The 17,581-nt window shown below is 58.3% G+C and carries 16 protein-coding genes; 6 read left to right on the forward strand and 10 right to left on the reverse strand.

Annotated features, from left to right (window positions below):
* The 6 genes from AC1DRJ_RS08195 to AC1DRJ_RS08220 form a co-directional block, all read right to left on the reverse strand.
* The coding region (locus AC1DRJ_RS08195) for an allantoinase PuuE (protein WP_477801676.1) at positions 1–865 on the reverse strand (865 nt) is incomplete at its 3' end.
* 52 nt (positions 866–917) lie between these two features.
* Positions 918–1,781 (reverse strand): MurR/RpiR family transcriptional regulator, encoded by an 864-nt coding sequence (locus tag AC1DRJ_RS08200; protein ID WP_477801677.1) that lies wholly within the window; start codon positions 1,779–1,781, stop codon positions 918–920.
* A gap of 36 nt (positions 1,782–1,817) precedes the next feature.
* The gene (locus tag AC1DRJ_RS08205; RefSeq protein ID WP_477801678.1) at positions 1,818–3,053 is read right to left on the reverse strand and encodes a cysteine desulfurase-like protein; all 1,236 of its coding nucleotides are present in this window, start codon (positions 3,051–3,053) and stop codon (positions 1,818–1,820) included.
* Positions 3,054–3,074: 21 nt separating this feature from the next.
* The gene (locus tag AC1DRJ_RS08210; protein ID WP_477801679.1) at positions 3,075–3,809 is read right to left on the reverse strand and encodes an amino acid ABC transporter ATP-binding protein; all 735 of its coding nucleotides are present in this window, start codon (positions 3,807–3,809) and stop codon (positions 3,075–3,077) included.
* The gene (locus tag AC1DRJ_RS08215) at positions 3,806–4,483 is read right to left on the reverse strand and encodes an amino acid ABC transporter permease (RefSeq protein WP_477801680.1); all 678 of its coding nucleotides are present in this window, start codon (positions 4,481–4,483) and stop codon (positions 3,806–3,808) included. Before AC1DRJ_RS08215 ends, AC1DRJ_RS08210 begins: the two co-directional genes overlap by 4 nt.
* Before the next feature lie 64 nt (positions 4,484–4,547).
* Complete coding sequence (locus tag AC1DRJ_RS08220) at positions 4,548–5,324, reverse strand: transporter substrate-binding domain-containing protein (RefSeq protein WP_477801681.1); 777 nt, start codon at positions 5,322–5,324, stop codon at positions 4,548–4,550.
* 238 nt (positions 5,325–5,562) lie between these two features.
* Here AC1DRJ_RS08220 and AC1DRJ_RS08225 point away from each other — a divergent pair, with 238 nt between their 5' ends.
* Positions 5,563–7,566 carry a DUF1302 domain-containing protein gene (locus tag AC1DRJ_RS08225; protein ID WP_477801682.1) on the forward strand — a complete coding sequence of 668 codons (2,004 nt, stop codon included), beginning with the start codon at positions 5,563–5,565 and terminating at the stop codon, positions 7,564–7,566.
* Positions 7,567–7,583: 17 nt separating this feature from the next.
* Here AC1DRJ_RS08225 and AC1DRJ_RS08230 read toward each other — a convergent pair whose 3' ends face one another.
* On the reverse strand, positions 7,584–8,180 hold the full coding sequence (locus AC1DRJ_RS08230) for an eCIS core domain-containing protein (RefSeq protein ID WP_477801683.1): 597 nt from the start codon (positions 8,178–8,180) through the stop codon (positions 7,584–7,586).
* Between the two features lie 36 nt (positions 8,181–8,216).
* Positions 8,217–8,912: a winged helix-turn-helix transcriptional regulator gene (locus AC1DRJ_RS08235; protein WP_477801684.1), complete on the reverse strand. Its 696-nt coding sequence runs from the start codon at positions 8,910–8,912 to the stop codon at positions 8,217–8,219.
* A 104-nt stretch (positions 8,913–9,016) separates the two neighbouring features.
* Between AC1DRJ_RS08235 and AC1DRJ_RS08240 the strand changes: the two genes are divergently transcribed.
* The 5 genes from AC1DRJ_RS08240 (at position 9,017) to AC1DRJ_RS08260 (ending at position 14,737) form a co-directional block, all read left to right on the forward strand.
* The gene (locus tag AC1DRJ_RS08240) at positions 9,017–9,958 is read left to right on the forward strand and encodes a carbon-nitrogen hydrolase family protein (protein ID WP_477801685.1); all 942 of its coding nucleotides are present in this window, start codon (positions 9,017–9,019) and stop codon (positions 9,956–9,958) included.
* Between the two features lie 50 nt (positions 9,959–10,008).
* Complete coding sequence (locus AC1DRJ_RS08245) at positions 10,009–10,443, forward strand: GFA family protein (protein WP_477801686.1); 435 nt, start codon at positions 10,009–10,011, stop codon at positions 10,441–10,443.
* A 315-nt stretch (positions 10,444–10,758) separates the two neighbouring features.
* Positions 10,759–12,057 (forward strand): sialidase family protein, encoded by a 1,299-nt coding sequence (locus tag AC1DRJ_RS08250; protein ID WP_477801687.1) that lies wholly within the window; start codon positions 10,759–10,761, stop codon positions 12,055–12,057.
* The gene (locus AC1DRJ_RS08255) at positions 12,054–12,668 is read left to right on the forward strand and encodes a hypothetical protein (protein WP_477801688.1); all 615 of its coding nucleotides are present in this window, start codon (positions 12,054–12,056) and stop codon (positions 12,666–12,668) included. Before AC1DRJ_RS08250 ends, AC1DRJ_RS08255 begins: the two co-directional genes overlap by 4 nt.
* A gap of 32 nt (positions 12,669–12,700) precedes the next feature.
* Entirely contained in the window at positions 12,701–14,737 is a 2,037-nt protein-coding gene (locus tag AC1DRJ_RS08260) for an LTA synthase family protein (protein ID WP_477801689.1), read from the forward strand.
* Positions 14,738–14,871: 134 nt separating this feature from the next.
* On the opposite strand, the gene AC1DRJ_RS08265 is transcribed toward AC1DRJ_RS08260, so the two are convergent.
* Both AC1DRJ_RS08265 and AC1DRJ_RS08270 read right to left on the reverse strand, forming a co-directional pair.
* Positions 14,872–16,362 carry an aldehyde dehydrogenase gene (locus tag AC1DRJ_RS08265; protein WP_477801690.1) on the reverse strand — a complete coding sequence of 497 codons (1,491 nt, stop codon included), beginning with the start codon at positions 16,360–16,362 and terminating at the stop codon, positions 14,872–14,874.
* 99 nt (positions 16,363–16,461) lie between these two features.
* The coding region (locus AC1DRJ_RS08270; RefSeq protein WP_477801691.1) for an APC family permease at positions 16,462–17,581 on the reverse strand (1,120 nt) is incomplete at its 5' end.

Consider the following 17,581-nt stretch of genomic DNA (forward strand, 5'->3'; position numbering starts at 1 on the left):
CTTCACGCGTGGCGAACCAGACCCCACCGTGTTGCTTGGCATACTCGATGAACTGCTTGATCGCCCTCACCCGCCCGGGACGACCCACCATGCGTGGATGCAACCCGATCGACATCATGCGGGGGCCTTCAGCCGATTCCTCATAAAGGACCTCGAAGCTTTCCTTCATGTACTCGAAAAAGTCCGAGGCCTGGGACAGCCCCGGCGAGTTCCAGTAGCGAAAATCGTTCACGTCGGCGGTGTAAGGCACTACGAGGTGACGCTGACCTTCAACCTCGACAAAGTAGGGAACATCATCGTTGTAGGCATCGGAATCGTAGAGAAAGCCACCCTCTTCCACGACCAGGCGACGGGTGTTGACGCTGGCACCATAGCGGCAATACCAGCCAACAGGACGCTTGCCACAGGTGCGCTCGAATGACTCGATCGCCAAGCGGATGTGTTCACGTTCCTGTTCTTCGGTCAGGCGAAAGACTTCCTCCCAACGATAGCCGTGACTGCAAATTTCATGACCACCGGCCACCGCCGCATGGGCGACATCAGGGTTTTGCTCAAAGGCTACTGCGCAGGCATGAAACGTCGCGCGAACCGATTGCTGTTCGAGGATATCCAGAATTCGCCAGATGCCGACGCGAGAACCGTACTCATACATCGACTCCATCGCCAGATTGCGGGTGCCGTCGGGTATTGAATAACTGCCCCATTCGGTCATCGACTCCTGGTCCGGATCGCCCATGGCCAGCGAGCGCTCGGAACCTTCTTCGTAGTTAATGACGAGGCTGACGGCCAAACGCGCACCATTGGGCCATGTGCCTTGAGGGCGTTTTTTACCGTAACCGATCAAATCGCGGGCAGGTGAAACCATCGGGATTTACTCCTGAAATTCTGGCTAATGGATCAAGGGTGAAACCAGGGGTTTAACAGTCGATATCGTTCAACCGGTCATGACTCAGGGAACCCCACTCGCGAAAGGCCAGCCCCATGGCCAGGGTTTGCGCTATGCAGAACGAAGCTGTGAGTGAGCGAAAGCCCAGTAACTCGGCATCGTTGACCTCAATCACCGTATCGGCCATCTGCCCGATAGGGCTGAGCACGCTGTCAGTGATCGCAACCAGCGTCACACCCGCTTCCCTCGCCTGACGACAGGCCTCAACGGTGTCATGGGCGTACGGCGGAAAGCTGACAGCGATCAACAAATCATCATCGGCAATCGCACTGACCTGCTCGGGCAACGTGCCGCCAGCGCCACTGATGTGCACGGTGCGCTGACCGACACGGCTCAATGCATAGCTGAGGTACGCCGCCACCGGAAACGCCCGACGCATGCCGATGACGAAGGTGGTTCGAGCGGCTTGCAAGTGGGCGATAGCCGCTTCGATATTGGCTTGCTCGCCGCCCTCTGCCAGATGCTCCAGAGAAACGATATTGGCTTGGCTGAACTCCCGCAAAATCCCGCCGACATCACTCGGATCTTCCAGCAACGTTTCACCGCCGTAGTGGCGGATTCGCTCGCTATAGTGGGTGTCGGCAGCCTGTTGCAGTGGTGCGCGGAACAACCGCTGCAAGTCCTTGAAACCTGAAAAGCCCAGGGCCTGAGCCAGCCGAATATAAGCCGAAGGCGCGATGTTTGAGCGCTTGCCCAGTTCGGCCACCGTACTGAGAGCGACCTCATGCGGGTTGTCGATCAGGAATCGTGCTGCATCGCGCAGGCGACCGGTCAGTTGTTCGTGCTGGGCCGCGATAGTGTCACGCAGCGCTGCAAGGGTTTCAGGTAAGGCCATAGGGAAGGCTCGTCAATTAAAAAGTGTGTGCGTCGATCAACGTAACGCCGTGATGGCTTGATCTAGCGCTGCGATGAGCCGGTCGACTTCTTCCAGCGTGTTGTAATGTGCCAGCGACACCCGCACTACCCCGCCAAAGCGCTCAAGCCCAAGGGCTTCGATCAGCCGCCGCGCATAGAAATCACCAAAGCGGATGCCTATCCGGTGCTCATCGACGCTGCGCACGACTGCCTCGGACTGAACGCCCTCGACCACAAAACTGATTGTTGGCACTCGATTGCGCGTATGCGCCTTGCCGATGATTCGAACACCTTCGCGCTGACGTAAAAAGGCCAGCAAACGCTCGGCGAGCAGATCTTCCTGTACTTCGAATGCATCGAAAGCCGCCTGCATGCGTTTGCGCTCGCTGCCTTCGGCGCCAAGCCGGGTGCTGATGTCGAGCAGGTAATCGCAAATGCCGATGCAGCCGAAGGACAACTCATAGTTGACGTTACCGGGCTGCAGTTTATAAGGCACTACGTCCTGGCCGATAAAGAAATGGTTGAGGCTCGGCAACTCCAGCAACAGATACCGGCGTCCCCATAGCACAGCAAAGTGCGGACCGAAGGTTTTGTAGAAGCTGTAGACGTAGAAATCGGCGCCGCTGGCCTGCACATCCACCAGACGGTGTGGCGCATAAGCGACGGCGTCCACGCACAGCTTGGCGCCCACCGCATGGACCCGCCGCGCAACCTCGGCAACCGGGTTGACCGAACCGAGAATATTCGAAGTGTGGGTCATGGCCACATAACGGGTTTGGTCATTGAGCAAGACCTGAAGATCATCCAGCTCAAGCTCGCAGCTTTCTGGGTTGACCTGCCATACACGCAGGGTTGCACCGCGGCTTTCGCACAGCTTGACCCATGGACCGATGTTGGCTTCGTGATCACAATTGGTGACGATGATTTCATCGCCCGCACCGATGGACGGAGCGATGGCACGACACAGAATTTGCAGCAAGTGGGTGGTCGAGCCGCCCATGATCACTTCTTCGGGATGCTCGGCGTTGATCAACTGCATCACCGCGTGACGCGCTTGCATCACGCGCTCGCCAGCATCGACAGACGGTTGGTAAGACGCGCCTAGTTGCACGCTGCTGTTGAGCAGGTAATCGCTGACCCGCTCCGCCACGGCGCTCAGCACCATCGAGCCACCGGCGTTATCCATGTACGCATAACCGCTGGCGAGACCTGGAAATTGCTTGCGAACGTAATCAATATCGAGAGGATTCACTCTTCTTTTCTCCAGTCTGAATCAATGATGCAAGATGGCTTGCAGGAACGCCTGTGTGCGGGGTTCCTGCGGTGCGGTAAAAAACGGTTCAGGGGTGTTCTGCTCAACAATGCGTCCGCTTTCCATGAAGATCACTCGGTCGGCGACCCGCCGGGCAAAGCCCATTTCGTGAGTGACCACGACCATCGTGACCCCGGAACGCGCGAGGTTTTGCATGACGTCGAGGACCTCGCCGACCATTTCCGGGTCCAGTGCCGAAGTCGGTTCGTCGAACAGAATCGCGCGGGGCTCCATGGCCATGGTGCGGGCAATGGCAACACGCTGCTGCTGGCCACCGGACAATTGGCTGGGGTACTTGTGCGCGTGATCGCCCATGCCGACCTTCACCAGCAATTCCTTGGCCCTGGCATGCGCATCACGCCGACTCAGACCGCGCACACGGATCGGCGCCAGCGACACATTATCGAGCACCGTAAGGTGCGGATAGAGATTGAAACTCTGAAACACCATGCCCACTTCACTGCGGATGGAAGCCAGTCGCGGACCGCTTTCAACCCGTTCACCGGCCACGCGGATATGCCCTTGCTGGTAGTTTTCAAGCAGATTGATGCAGCGGATCAAGGTCGATTTTCCCGAGCCGGACGGGCCCAGAATGACCACCACTTCGCCTTCTTCAACCTGCAGGTTGATATCGCTTAACGCCTTGAAGTTGCCGTAGTACTTGTCGAGTTTTTCAATGTCGATCAACGTGCTCATGCGGTTTTTCCTCCTGAGGCGTTACGACGCTCAACCCAACTCACCATTTGCACCAATGGCAACAGCAGCAACAGGTACAACAAGGCAGCCCCTACCAGCGGTGTCGGGTTGGCCGCCAGCGCCTGCGCCTGGGTGGCCTGCTTCAGCAAGTCAGGCATCGCTACCACCGAGGCGAGCGCCGTATCTTTCATGACGTTGATGCAATTGCTGGTCATGGGCGGCATTACGATGCGGATGGCCTGCGGCAAAATGACGTCGCGCATGGTGTTGAAAAAGCTCATGCCCTGAGAGGCCGATGCTTCGAACTGACCACGGGGAATGGCTTCGATGCCCGAACGAAAAATCTCTGCACTGTAGGCGCATGAGACCAGCGAGAGTGCGCTGGCAGCAGCCGCAAATGATGACAGCCGAATCCCGACAAAAGGCAGCGCGTAATAGATCAGCACCAGCAAAACCAGCAGCGGAATGGAGCGCATGATATCGATGTAGACACGCGCAAGTGCTCGAACCGGTGCGTAGGAGTACAACCGCAACAATGCCAGCAAAAGCCCGCCCACCAAGCCCAGGGCAATACTCACCGCCCCCAGCACAATGGTTACGCCCAGGCCGCGCATCATCAGCGGAAGCGATTCGACGAGCACGTTCCAGTTAAAAAATGTCTGCAAAAGATCCATGGGTTACCTCGGTCAATACAAGTGGCGAACTGGTGTCGCCACTTTCACGCATTATCGGCAAGGCTTACTTGAGGACAGCGGTCACCTGCAGGGTGCTGGAATCTTTATTGGCTTCGGTGCCAAACCACTGTTTATGGATTTTCCCAAGTGTGCCGTCTTCTTTCATCTTGCTGATGATGTCGTTGACCTGGTCACTCATTTCCCAGCCTTTAGCGTGCATCAGCGAATAGCGTTCGCCGGTGGGAATTCGCGCAACGATGGAATACTGCGGTTTGTCCTTGATGTAATAAAGCACTGCCGGAATGTCGCTGAGATAACCATCGATTCGCCCCGAACCCAGATCGAGCATGGCCGGAGAAAGCCCTTCGTAACGCGAAACATCTTCAAACTTGTACTCGTCCTTGTGCTGGCCAATCCACATGTCGCCTGTCGACCCGGTGTCGACACCCACAACCTTGCCGTTCATATCGGCCAGGCTCTTGACCTTGGAGGTGGTCAGGGCAGTGAGGGACTGGTCGCTGTCGAAGTACGGCTGCGCAAAGGCCACCGATTCGAGGCGTTTAGGGGTGATGGTGATGGATGAAATAGCGATGTCGACCCGTTTGGATTGCACGGCACTGAACAGGCCGTTGAAAGGAATGTTGACGAACTCGACGCTTTTCCCGGCGCGTTTGGCCACCTCATTGACAACATCGACTTCGAAGCCGACAAACTCGCCTTTGGAATCCTGAAACTCCCAAGGCACGTTGCCAACGTTAGCACCCACGGTCCAGTCAGCGGCCCAGGCTGGCAGAGAAACTGCGGCCGTCATGAACAATCCCAACATCACTTTCGCTTTCATGTTTGCTCCCGATTGTTTGTTTTTAGGTGCTAACAGCTGTTGATCTCGTGCAACGCGGGATTGAGACTAAATCAGTGGAATATTTAATTCAACACCGTTGATCTGTGAATTTTTTACTCCACTGTCATGCTTGAGGCCTAAAAACCGTTAAAAGACATCATCAAGGAAATTTTGTGGAACAAGGGAGCGCAGGAATGCCGCTACGCTTGTAAAAAATAAAAGCAGGCGGAGACACGCAATGCCCAACAATAAGCGTCAAGGGTTCACGGTTTCGCGCTACTCCTTGCTAGCTTCGGCCATCCTGGCGGCTTCCCTGCCGACCGCCCGGGCGGTTGAACTGGATACCGGCAATCCGGAYTGGRCCGCGCGTATCGATAACACCRTCARGTACAACTACGGTGTGCGCACCGAAAGYGCYGACAMRCGCATGYTGGGRACGCCAAACAACAACGATGGCGAYTACAACTTYCGCAAGTCCGGAACCAACATCACCAACCGTGTCGACYTGTTGASCGAGATGGAYGTGGTCTACAAGAACGCCATGGGCTTTCGCGTCAGTGCCGCCAGYTGGTACGACMAGGCSTATGMCAACACCGGTTCCAACTCYAACCCGTTCGTCAACGGCAATGACTCGCGCTCCGGTCTGGTCGCCAACGATCCACGCCTGGCCCCCGTCACCAACGACAACGTCGGCTTTGGCAGCCCGCACCTGAGCAACTACGCCCAGCGTTATTACAGCGGTCCGTCGGGCGAAATCCTCGATGCGTTCGTGTTCTACAGCACCGAGGTGGGCGAGGAGTCGTTGTTCAGCGCCAAGGCCGGTCAGCACAACGTGTTCTGGGGCGAGACCATTCTCAACCCGGTGCACTCGATCAGCTATGGCCAGTCCGGCCTCGACCTGGCCAAACTGGCGGCGTCGCCGGGCACGGAAGCCAAGGAGTTGTTCGTGCCGCGTAACCAGCTGTCGATGTCGTTCACCGTGAACTCCGAGTTGACCGTGGGTGCCCAGTACTTCCTGGATTGGGACGCCGCTCGCCTGCCGGAAGCGGGCACCTATTACGGGGGTTCCGATCTGGTGGGCTTTGGTGCCAAATCGTTCCTGTTGGGCAACACCAACGCCGTGGTTCCGGGCAGCCCGCTGGGGTGTGGGCTGGCATCGTGCAATGCGTTGACCAACGTGCGTCGCGGTCATGACCTGGATCCGCACAATAGCGGTGACTGGGGCGTGATGGCCAAGTGGTCGCCGGCCTGGCTGGACGGGACGCTCGGCGTCTACTACCGCGAAACCTCGGACATCCTGCCGCAAGCCTGGCTGGATACCCGAGGCATCTCCTCGGCCAACCCGAACGGCACCCGGCCAGCCGGGCAAGTGCCGGCGCTGGTCAACACGCTCAACTCGTTGAGCACCGCCACCTACCAACTGGCCTATGCCGACAACATCAAGATTGCCGGTCTGAGCCTGTCCAAGGATGTCGGCGTTGTGAGTGTGGGTTCGGACCTGAACATCCGTCACAACATGCCGCTGGCCAGTATCCCGGCCATCGTCAGCTCTACCAGCCCGCTGGGCCTGGGCCAGGGCCTCGGCCTGTTGCCGGCGCGCACGGCTTCCACCGGTGTGATCTACGACACCCCGAGCCGGGGCGACAGCATGAGTGCCACCGGCGACACCTTGCACTGGACGCTGAATGGCCTGTTACCCCTACCGAAAACGGCGTTGTTCGATTCGGCAACGCTGCTGGCCGAGCTGTACTACAGCAACCTGCTCCAGCTCGATGACAAGAACGAAGCGCTCTACAAGGGCAAAGGCAGCTATCGTGGCGTCGACCAGCCGACCCGGGACAACTGGGGCCTGGCGGTCAACTTCACACCGACCTGGTACCAGGTGCTCCCCGGTGTTGACCTCAACGCGCCACTGTCCGTCATCGTCGGCCTCGCTGGCGTGTCACCGGTGGCCGGTGGCGGTGCCAAGGACACCGGCAACTATGCGGTGGGCGTCGGTGCGATTGTGTACAACAAATACTTTGTCGATCTGAAATACGTGGACGCCTTCGGTCAAACCGACAAGTGCAATACCAGTGGTGTGAGTACCGGCCCGAACGGTGGTGACGGCTCCACCCCGAACGCTTTTAGTGGCAACGAAAACTACGCCTGTTACGCCGGTGGCTACTCGTCCTTCTCCGGTGCGGGTGCGACGATTGAAGACCGGGGCGCGGTGTACCTGACGATGAAAACAACCTTTTGATTCACCACTGATTTGCTTCAATAAGTCCCATTGCGCACTGATTGTCTGACCTCAGCCTGTATGGCATAAGCCGGTGCCTCCACAGCATTGAAATCTTGTGTATACCGCTGGGCAAATCCCGCAACCCCCCATTCCTGATACTGCTGCACATGCTTCAATTCGTGAGCCCAGAGCGCGATGTTCTGCTGTGAGGTTTGAGCGTCCCGGAAGAGGATAATGTCGATCAGCGTCACGGCCCCGACATCGGGATTTTGCAGCATGGCATTGGCGGCGCTGAATTGACCGTTGTCGCTGACTTTGTAGCGCACGGAATCGAGGACGCTGGGGTCGTACCAGCGCAGCAGTTGCTCCCGGATGTGCGATGGAATGGGTTGGATGTCGGCGGTGGCTGCTTCAGCGCGGGCTTGGGTCAGCCACATTGCCAGGGCAAGTGCCGCGACCTGGTAGATACCTTCAGGCAAGGAACCAAGCAGCGGTCCCACGTCTGGCAGGCAGATGCAGCTGTCCGGGCAAACCTGTTTCTCGCCAGCCGGGCAAGTGGGGGCCTGGGCTGAAACTTCAAGTGTCAGGCACAGAACCAATGGCGCCACCAGGCGCGCGGTGATGGGCGGCATTGGGCGCTCCAAGGTCGGACGCAACGCGAACAGTGGCTAATGCAAAGGCTGGATTGCAGCGCTACGGGTACCGGCGAATGCACTTGTACCCAGCCAGCGCCACAAGTTTTGCGCATCCTGCACGGCGCCGTCTACACGCAGCTCTTGCGACAGAAGAACCTCCCTGGGTGTGCGGTCGCCCGTCCACACCTCGGTCAAAGCACGCACACTAGAGTCGACGACGAGCGTGAGTTCGCGGCCGGGGTCGTCGCGGCACAGATCTGCCACGCCATGCTCGACCACCAGCCACCACTCTTGCTCGCCTGACCGCGCGTCGCGGAACCGGAAGTGGATGACCACCGCTCGGGACGGGAACATCTCGATGCGCACGAACCGGCGCACGTCCCACATGAGCAGGCCCGCGTCGAGTTCGTTATCGCGAAGGCGACTGCCTATCCAGCGCGCGCCCCAATGACCCAGCGCCATGATGATGGGGCGCAAATCCTCGCCCGCCTCGGTCAGGCTGTACTCCCAGACGCTGCCTGCGGCCGTGCGTTGTACAACACCGATCTCTTCCAAGTGGCGCAGTCGCTGTGCCAGCAAGCTGGTGGACATCCGGGGTACGCCACGGTGCAGTTCATTGAAGCGTTTACTGCCGCACAACAACTCGCGCACGACCAAAGGCGTCCAGCGCTCGCACAGTGCTTCAGCACCGCGCGCGACCGTGCAGAACTGACCGTAGCTTTCGTCCATCGCCTGTCCTCCGCAACTACAACGCTTCAGATTCTGAACTAGTCCCGCGACTTCGCCACGCGCACGCTGAAGCCCTCGATTGCCAACCGCCCCAGGAGAACGCCATGACCACAATAGCCATCATTCAGCGCCCGCCCGTGCTGCTCGACCGCAGCGCGACGATCGCCCGAGCCGTGCAATCAGTCACGGAGGCTGCGGCGGCGGGGGCCTCGTTGATTGTTTTACCCGAACAGTTCATTCCAGGTTATCCGTCGTGGATCTGGCGGCTGGCGGCGGGAAAAGACGGGGCTTTAATGGGCCAGCTGCACGCGAGGCTACTGGCCAACGCCGTTGATATCGCGAACGGTGACCTGAGCGAATTGTGCGAGGCCGCCCGCGCTCACGCCGTGACGATCGTCTGTGGCTTCAATGAATGCGAGCGGCGCAATGGAGGCGGCACGCTCTACAACAGCGTAGTCGTTATCGGTACGAACGGCGAAGTGCTCAACCGACACCGCAAGCTGATGCCAACGAATCCTGAGCGCATGGTGCATGGCTTCGGTGATGCGTCCGGATTGCGTACGGTCGATACCCCCATCGGCCGCCTGGGTGCGCTTATCTGCTGGGAAAACTACATGCCATTGGCGCGCTATTCACTGTATGCCCAGGGGGTGGAAATCTACATCGCTCCCACGTACGACTCTGGCGAGAGCTGGATCTGCACAATGCGTCACATCGCACTCGAAGGCCGCTGCTGGGTGCTCGGCAGTGGCACCGCGCTGCGCGGTAGCGACATCCCCGATGACTTTCCGGCTCGTGCGCAACTGTTTCCCGATCCGGACGAGTGGATCAACGACGGCGACTCGGTGGTGGTCAATCCTCAAGGAAGGATCGTGGCCGGTCCATTACACCGAGAGGCAGGCATTCTGTATGCGGATATCGACGTCTCACTCGTGGCGCCAGCGCGGCGGGCGCTCGACGTCACCGGGCATTATGCGCGCCCTGACATTTTCGAACTGCAGGTTCGACGCACGCCGGCGACAGCGGTGCACTACATCGACGGGTGAAGCCAGGCAACGCCCAGGCGATCCCCAACCATTGATCAAGGAGCCATTTCATGAGCATTCAAAGGTCTTATAAAGGCAGTTGTTTCTGCGGCGCAGTCGAATTCACCGTCAGCGGTGAGCCGGCCGCAATGGGCTATTGCCATTGCGAGTCATGTCGGCACTGGTCAGCAGGGCCGGTCAATGCCTTCACGTTGTGGAAGCCCGAGGCGGTGCAAGTCACTCGGGGGGCCGACCACATTGGCACCTACAACAAGACACCGCAGAGCTATCGCAAATGGTGCAAGAACTGCGGCGGGCACCTTTTCACCGAACACCCGGGGATGGGCCTCATCGACGTGTATGCGGCGGTCATCCCGGATCTCGCGTATTCGCCCGGCGTTCACGTCCACTATCAGGAGACGGTGCTGCGCATAAAAGATGGATTGCCCAAGCTGAAGGATGTCCCCAAGGAGTTAGGGGGATCGGGCGTCAGCGTGGACGAATAGCGCTAAATGCGGTAGCTTCCGGCGATTCCGCCTTGCTTGAATACGCCAGTTGCTACCCGTTCGACAGACCGTCAGGCGTCGGGCTCCTGAAAGAGCTCGATCAAGGGGCTTCGCGTGAGCCGGCTGAATCCGAAAGCGTTACTGTTGTGCCTGGCTGGCCTATTAGCGTCTGCGAATCAATCAGCCTTTGTAGGCTGACAGGCAACATGTTACAAATAACTGCTTACAAAAGAAAAATTCATAAAATCCGATCCTTGTACTAGCGAGTGTTAGCTTGTGCGCTTTATCGGGCCATGAGAGGCCAACGCCGTAATTATGCGCATCAAGTTTCCCAGCATTCCCGCCCTCTGTGTTTACCTTGCCCTGGCTAGCCTATTTGCGGGCGCATGGCTTACCCACCCTGCCCCCAAGCATTCTTCATTTGCCCTGGCAAGTCCGGCTCCGGCTGTGACGGATGCAGCGGCCAAGCCCATTTATACCAGCCGTTTCGCCTCCTCCGGGCTGGTGGACTTCGTGCATTCCTCGGCGGTGACTGCCTTGCCTGACGGTAGCCTGATGGCCGTCTGGTTCGCTGGCTCTCGCGAAGGCGCAGCCGATGTGCAGGTGCGCTCCGCCCGTTTCGACGTGAGTACCGGTGAGTGGGGGGAGGAACGGGTGATGGCGACCCGGGATTCGACCCAGCAAAGCACCCGAAAATACATTCGCAAACTGGGCAACCCGGTCGTGGCGCTCGCGCCGGACAATCGCCTTTGGCTGTTCTACGTCTCCGTATCCATGGGCGGCTGGGCCGGTAGCGCAGTCAACGTGATGGTTTCAGACGACTTTGGTGAGAATTGGTCGGCGCCGCGCCAATTGATCACGTCACCCTTTCTGAACATCAGCACCCTGGTCCGGTCGGCACCGGTGTTTCATGTCGACGGATCCATCGGCTTGCCGGTCTACCACGAATTTCTGGGCAAGTTTGCCGAGTACCTGTACTTGAGCGCAAACGGTGAAGTGATCGATAAATACCGCATCAGCCACGGCAATAATTCATTGCAACCCGCGGTCGTCCCAATGGATGGTCAACACGGTATCGCTTTGTTGCGCTACGCCGGCGAAACCCACCATCGAGTCCTGGCGAGCCGCACCGAGGATGCCGRGCAAACCTGGAGCGAACCTTTTCCGCTCGTGCCTTCGAACCCGAATTCCTCGTTGGCAGCCGTTGCGACGCCCGAACACGGGATGCTGGTAGCGCTCAATGACCTGCAGGAGGGGCGCTTCAAGCTGAGCCTCTATCTCACCGATGCGAAAATGGACGATTGGCGCCTGGTGCACGATCTGGACAAATCACCGGATCCCGAGGGCGATCCGTTTTCACCCCTCGCCTACAAGGAAATCATCGGGATTGAGTTCCGCGGATCCAGTGGCAAGCTCCGCCAACCGTTGGAAGCGCAATTCCTCGCCAACCTCGACAACCGTGTCTGCAAAAACGACGGGTGTGAGTTTGAATACGAATACCCGTACTTTATCCGCAGCCCGGACGGGATGTATCACTTGGTTTATTCCTGGAACAACACCTTCATCAAACACGTCACCTTCAACGATGCGTGGCTGTCCGAGCGTCTCAAATGATTAGTCTGTGGCAAGCCCATCTCAGCTTCGCGATGATCCTCTTTCTGCTAATGCCGTCTTTTGGTCTGAACAGGGCCTGGCGCACCGCACTGCTCCTGGCATTGCTGGCAGCCAGCTTCATTCAGCTGGGCGGGTTGTCGTTGGCGGCTTACTTGCGCAGCCACATTGATGACCTTGCGATCACCTCAATGGTGTTCATGGTGTGGGGCTGTTTGCGTCGACTGGAGGTGTTGCCGCCCGCACAGCATGGTGGTCACATCAGCGTATTGATCCTCTTCACCGTGCTGGCTCTGGTGCTATACCCGGCGACCCTGGGCTTGAGTGAACTGGATCCTTACCGGCGGGGTTTCAGCCCGCGCCCCCTGTTGCTTGTCGTCGCACTGATTACATTCAGCCTGTTTTACCTGCGCAATTACCTGGCCGTCGTAATGTTGACCAGCGCCACCTTGGCCTTCTTGGTCGGGATCAAACCTTCTCATAACTATTGGGATTACTTGATTGATCCGCTGCTGGGCCTGTATTGCTGCCTGGCTTTGCTGGTGCTGGCGACGCGCTGGGGATATCGCCGGCTCATCACGCTGCGCGGCCCGATGCGAAACCATTCCGTTTAAAATTTAACGAAACTCTTAATAGGGAAACATCGATGGGCTGGCTGAAATCGAGACGCTTGCATTACTGGCTGGGCGCAACAGCGATCGCGTTTGTGTTGTTTGCACTGCTGCGGGTGGTGTTCTTTTTCGGCTTTTCCGGTTTCGACGCCAAAGCCCTGAGCGAAGAAAATGCCGTCCTGACAACCCTGGGCATCGGCTTTCGTTTCGACTTGCGCCTGGCCATTCTGGTCATGCTGCCGTTGGCGTTGCTGGCCTGGATCCCTCGCTGGAACCTGATCAGCAGCCGCCTCGTTCGCGGCATCGCCCGCGTGTACCTGGTCGCCATCCTCAGCGCTGTGCTGCTGATCTACATCATCGATTTTGGCCATTACGCGTACCTCGGCATGAGGATCAACGCCACGGTGTTGCGCTTCATCGACGACGCACAAATATCCCGCGATATGGTCTGGCAAACCTACCCGGTTGTCTGGATTTCACTGGGTTGGCTGGCAACAGTCGTGTTCGTGACGCTGGCCTTGGTGCGTTTGGAGCGCGTCACGCTGGACCGCCCCCGCAAAGCTATTCACGCGCTCTCCGCAACGTGGGGTAGTGCGTTGATGGTCGTGCTGGTGCTGCTGGGTATTTTGGGGCGTGTCGAACATCTGAACTTTGAAAACCCGGTACCGCTGCGCTGGAGCGATGCGTTCTTCTCGGGCAATAACCAGGTTGCCGCATTGGGCCTGAACCCGGTGATTTTCTTCTACGACACCGTCAAGGTCGGCCATTTGCGCTATGACGAAGCCCAGGTGCGCGAACATTACGCGGTCATGGCCAACTATCTGGGCGTCGACCAACCCGACGCGCAGACCCTTGACTTCGTCCGCCACCAGGCGCCACAACCTTACAAGATACCGGGCTCTCGACCACCAAACGTGATGTTCGTCATGCTTGAGTCGCTGGGCACCAGCGCCGTCGGGGCTTATGGCAATCCGATCAATCCAACGCCCAATCTTGATCGTCTGGCCACGCAGAGCTGGTTCTTCAAGCACTTCTATGTGCCGGTGACGGGGACCGCAAAAACCGTCTGGGCCAGCATCAGCGGGGTACCTGACGTTACTCGACAGGAATCCGCGACGCGTAACCCAATGATCACCAAGCAAAACACGCTGATCAATGCGCTCACCGGCTACGAGAAGATCTACACCATTGGCGGCAACTCCGGTTGGGCCAACATGAATGCCTTGATCAAGCAAAGTATCGACGGCGTTCGCCTGCTCGACGAGCGAGACTGGAAATCCCCAGTGGTGGATGTCTGGGGCATCTCGGATCTGGACCTGTTCAAGGAAACCGACCAGATCCTGCAAGCGCTGCCCAAGGACAAACCGTTCTTCGCCTATGTACAAACGGCCGGTAACCATCGCCCCTTCACGATTCCAAAGAGCAATGACGGATTCGAGGTCAAGCACCCTACCCTGGAGGAAGTCCAGGCCGCAGGCTCGCGCAGTGTCGAGCAATACAACGCCGTGCGCTTGCTGGACTTCAACATCGGACGCTTGATGGAAATCGCCAAGGCTGGCGGCTGGTACGAAAACACCATTTTCGTGATGTTTGGCGACCACAACACCCGTATCGCCCAGATCCCTTTCCTGGCACCGGCGTATGAGCAACTGGGCCTGGAAAGCAACGCGGTGCCGATGATCATCCACGCGCCAGGCTTGATCGGGACGCGCACGGTCGAGGAAGCAGTCGGCCTGGTGGACTTGCTGCCAACCGTAGTGGGTATGGCCGGCTTTGAGTTCCGCAACAGCGGCATGGGCCGTGATATCCAGCAGCCCGCGCCCGAAGGCGAACGTGTGGTGCCATTGGTACTGCGCGAAGGCACATTCCCGTTGATTGCCGGCGTGACTCAACACTACATGGTTCAAATGGAGCACGACGGCAGCTCGCCAAGTCTGCATGACCTGGCCTCACCGACACCGCTGGACAACGTCGCCGACCAGCACCCCGAAGAGTTCAAACGACTGTCCGAGTTGACCCGCGCCATGCATGAAACCTCACGGTTGATGCTGTACAAGAACGCGCGCGAGTAACGACTTTCCCGCGTCTATTGTGCAAATAGACGCGGGCCTCCCCTGATAACCGTTATTTAAAAACGTGTGGCTTTTTGCCTCGTGGGTATCAGCGGTCGCGTATTGTCTGGTACGCGACCCGCTCACATCCGTACTTAACGYAACTGAAACCAGGTGGTTTTCAGTTGCGTGTATTTATCAAACGAATGCAGCGATAGATCGCGACCGAAGCCTGACTGCTTGCCTCCGCCAAACGGCACCGACACATCCAGCGCGTCGATGGTGTTGACCGAGACAGTTCCGGCATTCAAGGCACGGGCGACACGGTGCGCACGGTTCAGATCATCGCTCCACACCGACGCAGCCAGACCGTAGATGCTGTCATTGGCTTGCTGCACCGCCTCTTCCTCAGTGTCAAAAGCGCTGACCGCCAGAACCGGACCGAACACTTCATCCCGTGAAATGCGCATGCCGCTGGTCACGTCAGCAAAGATCGTCGGCTGAATGAAGTTTGAAGACCCATTGATGCTCAATTGCTCGCCACCGCACAGTAGCGTGGCCCCGTCAATACGTGCCTCTGCGACCGCTTTCATAATTCGGCTGGTTTGCTCACTGTCGACGATTGCCCCAGCAGCGCTCCCAGGGTTCAGCGGATCTCCGGGCATCCACGCACGCGACTTGCTGATCAACCGATCAACAAATTCATCATGGATGGAACGTTGCACGTACAGGCGGGAATTGGCCGAGCACACTTCACCCTGGTTGAAGAAAATACCGAAGGCGGCCTTCTCCGCAGCCAGGTCCAGATCCTGACAGTCTTCAAACACCAGGTTCGGGCTCTTTCCGCCGCACTCCAGCCAGACCTGCTTGAGGTTGGACTGCGCCGAGTACTGCATAAAGTACTTGCCTACCTGAGTGGAGCCGGTGAACACCAGACAATCCACGTCCGGATGCAACCCCAGTGCCTTGCCGGCGCTCTCGCCCAGGCCCGGTACCACGTTCAGCACGCCCTCTGGAATGCCGGCTTCCAAGGCAAGCTGAGCCAGACGCAGGGCCGAAAATGGCGATTGCTCGGCGGGCTTGAGTACCACGCTGTTGCCGGCCGCCAATGCAGGCGCCAGTTTCCACGCCGCCATGTCCAGCGGGAAGTTCCACGGCACTACTGCGGCAACTACCCCCAAGGCTTCCCGCGTGATGGTGGCCAATGCATTCCGGGCGGTAGGCGCGACCTGATCGTAAACCTTGTCGAGCGCTTCGCCGTACCAGGCGAAGACGTGGGCGGCGCCTGGCACATCCACGTTGTAGGCATCCATCACCGGCTTGCCCATGTTCAGCGAATCGAGCAACGCCAGCTCTTCGCGGTGCACCATCAGCAACTCGGAAAGTTTGATCAGGATCTTCTTGCGCTCGACGGGGGACATGCGCCGCCAAGGGCCGGCATTGAAAGCCTGGCGTGCGGAGCGCACGGCCAGGTTGACGTCTTCTTCGCCGCAGGCGGCAACACGCGCGAGCAATTGATTGGTCGCAGGGTTGATGGCGTCGAAGGTCGCTCCGGATATCGACGACACTGGCTGGCCGCCGATCAAGGCGGTGTCGATGAAGGATTGGCGGGCAACACGCTGCTGCCAGTAGTTAAGGTCGAACACGTTGTACTCCCACATGACCGTCTACACGGTCAGTTGTTATTGATATGGATGGTGCGCGAATATCGAGGCAGGAAGCACGGTTACCCGTTTTGGGATGTATCACTCCGCCATCTGCAAGTCCGGCATCTTCGCCCTGAACCCACGCGTGACACCCAACAAACAAATCAGCCCCAAGCCCATCCAGCACAGGCCAATCGTGAACGCCATTCCGGAAAGGCTCGTCCATAGCCAAATGGTGCTGAGAAACCCCAGGGCCGGCAGCGCCGCGTACATCAAGTAGTTGCGTGTGCCGCGTAGTTTCTGGTCGACCAGGTAATGCTTGATCACCGCCAGGTTCACCGCCGAGAACGCGAAGAGCGCGCCGAAGCTGATCATGTTGGCGACGGTATCCAGGGTTATAAACAAGGCAATCAGCGAGAACAGGCTGACCAGCATGATCGCGGTGGCCGGCACGCGCTTTTTCGTGACCAGCTTGCCGAACACACTCGGCAATGCACCATCGCGCCCCATCGCGAACAGCACGCGCGAGACACTCGCCTGGGAGACCATTGCCGAAGCAAAACAGCCCGCTACATAGGTCGCGGTAAATGCGGTCACCAGCAGTTCACCGCCGACGCGGCGCATCACGTCCACTGAGGCTGAATCAGGGTCGGCGAAACTGTTCCATTCCGGAAATACCATTTGGGCGAAATACGAAACCAGCAGAAACAACAGCCCCCCGAACAACGACACCACCATAATGGCGAGCGGAATGGTTTTTCGCGGGTTGGGTGTTTCCTCGGCCATGGTCGACACGGCATCGAAGCCAAGAAACGACAGGCAGAGCACCGCAGCGCCCGCCATGATCAGCGGGACGCTGAAACCTTCATGATGGAAAGGTGCGAGCAGCGAAACCGGGGCGGAATGCCCACTCAAGTTGAGAAGCGATAAGGCGACGAACACAACGATGAAGACCAACTGGGCAACCACAAGTATCCAGTTGACCCGAGTGATGGACTCGATGCCGACCAGATTTAGAACGGTGACCAGCGCAATTGAACCGAGCACCCACACGGCGGTAGGCACAGCGGGAAAATATTCCGACATGTAGATGCCGATCAGCAGATAACTGAGCAACGGCAAGAAGATGTAATCCAGTAACAAGGTCCAACCGGCAATAAAGCCGAAATACGCGCCAAATGCCTTGCGCGTATAGGTATAAACCGATCCTGAATAGGGG

Source organism: Pseudomonas sp. P5_B2, from assembly GCF_056400445.1.

Excerpts from the sequence above, each read along its gene's own strand:
- AC1DRJ_RS08200 (WP_477801677.1), bottom strand. The coding sequence starts at position 1,781 with ATGGCCTTACCTGAAACCCTTGCAGCGCTGCGTGACACTATCGCGGCC.
- AC1DRJ_RS08210 (WP_477801679.1), bottom strand. The coding sequence starts at position 3,809 with ATGAGCACGTTGATCGACATTGAAAAACTCGACAAGTACTACGGCAAC.
- AC1DRJ_RS08215 (WP_477801680.1), bottom strand. The coding sequence starts at position 4,483 with ATGGATCTTTTGCAGACATTTTTTAACTGGAACGTGCTCGTCGAATCG.
- AC1DRJ_RS08220 (WP_477801681.1), bottom strand. The coding sequence starts at position 5,324 with ATGAAAGCGAAAGTGATGTTGGGATTGTTCATGACGGCCGCAGTTTCT.
- AC1DRJ_RS08230 (WP_477801683.1), bottom strand. The coding sequence starts at position 8,180 with ATGCCGCCCATCACCGCGCGCCTGGTGGCGCCATTGGTTCTGTGCCTG.
- AC1DRJ_RS08235 (WP_477801684.1), bottom strand. The coding sequence starts at position 8,912 with ATGGACGAAAGCTACGGTCAGTTCTGCACGGTCGCGCGCGGTGCTGAA.
- AC1DRJ_RS08240 (WP_477801685.1), top strand. The coding sequence starts at position 9,017 with ATGACCACAATAGCCATCATTCAGCGCCCGCCCGTGCTGCTCGACCGC.
- AC1DRJ_RS08245 (WP_477801686.1), top strand. The coding sequence starts at position 10,009 with ATGAGCATTCAAAGGTCTTATAAAGGCAGTTGTTTCTGCGGCGCAGTC.
- AC1DRJ_RS08255 (WP_477801688.1), top strand. The coding sequence starts at position 12,054 with ATGATTAGTCTGTGGCAAGCCCATCTCAGCTTCGCGATGATCCTCTTT.
- AC1DRJ_RS08260 (WP_477801689.1), top strand. The coding sequence starts at position 12,701 with ATGGGCTGGCTGAAATCGAGACGCTTGCATTACTGGCTGGGCGCAACA.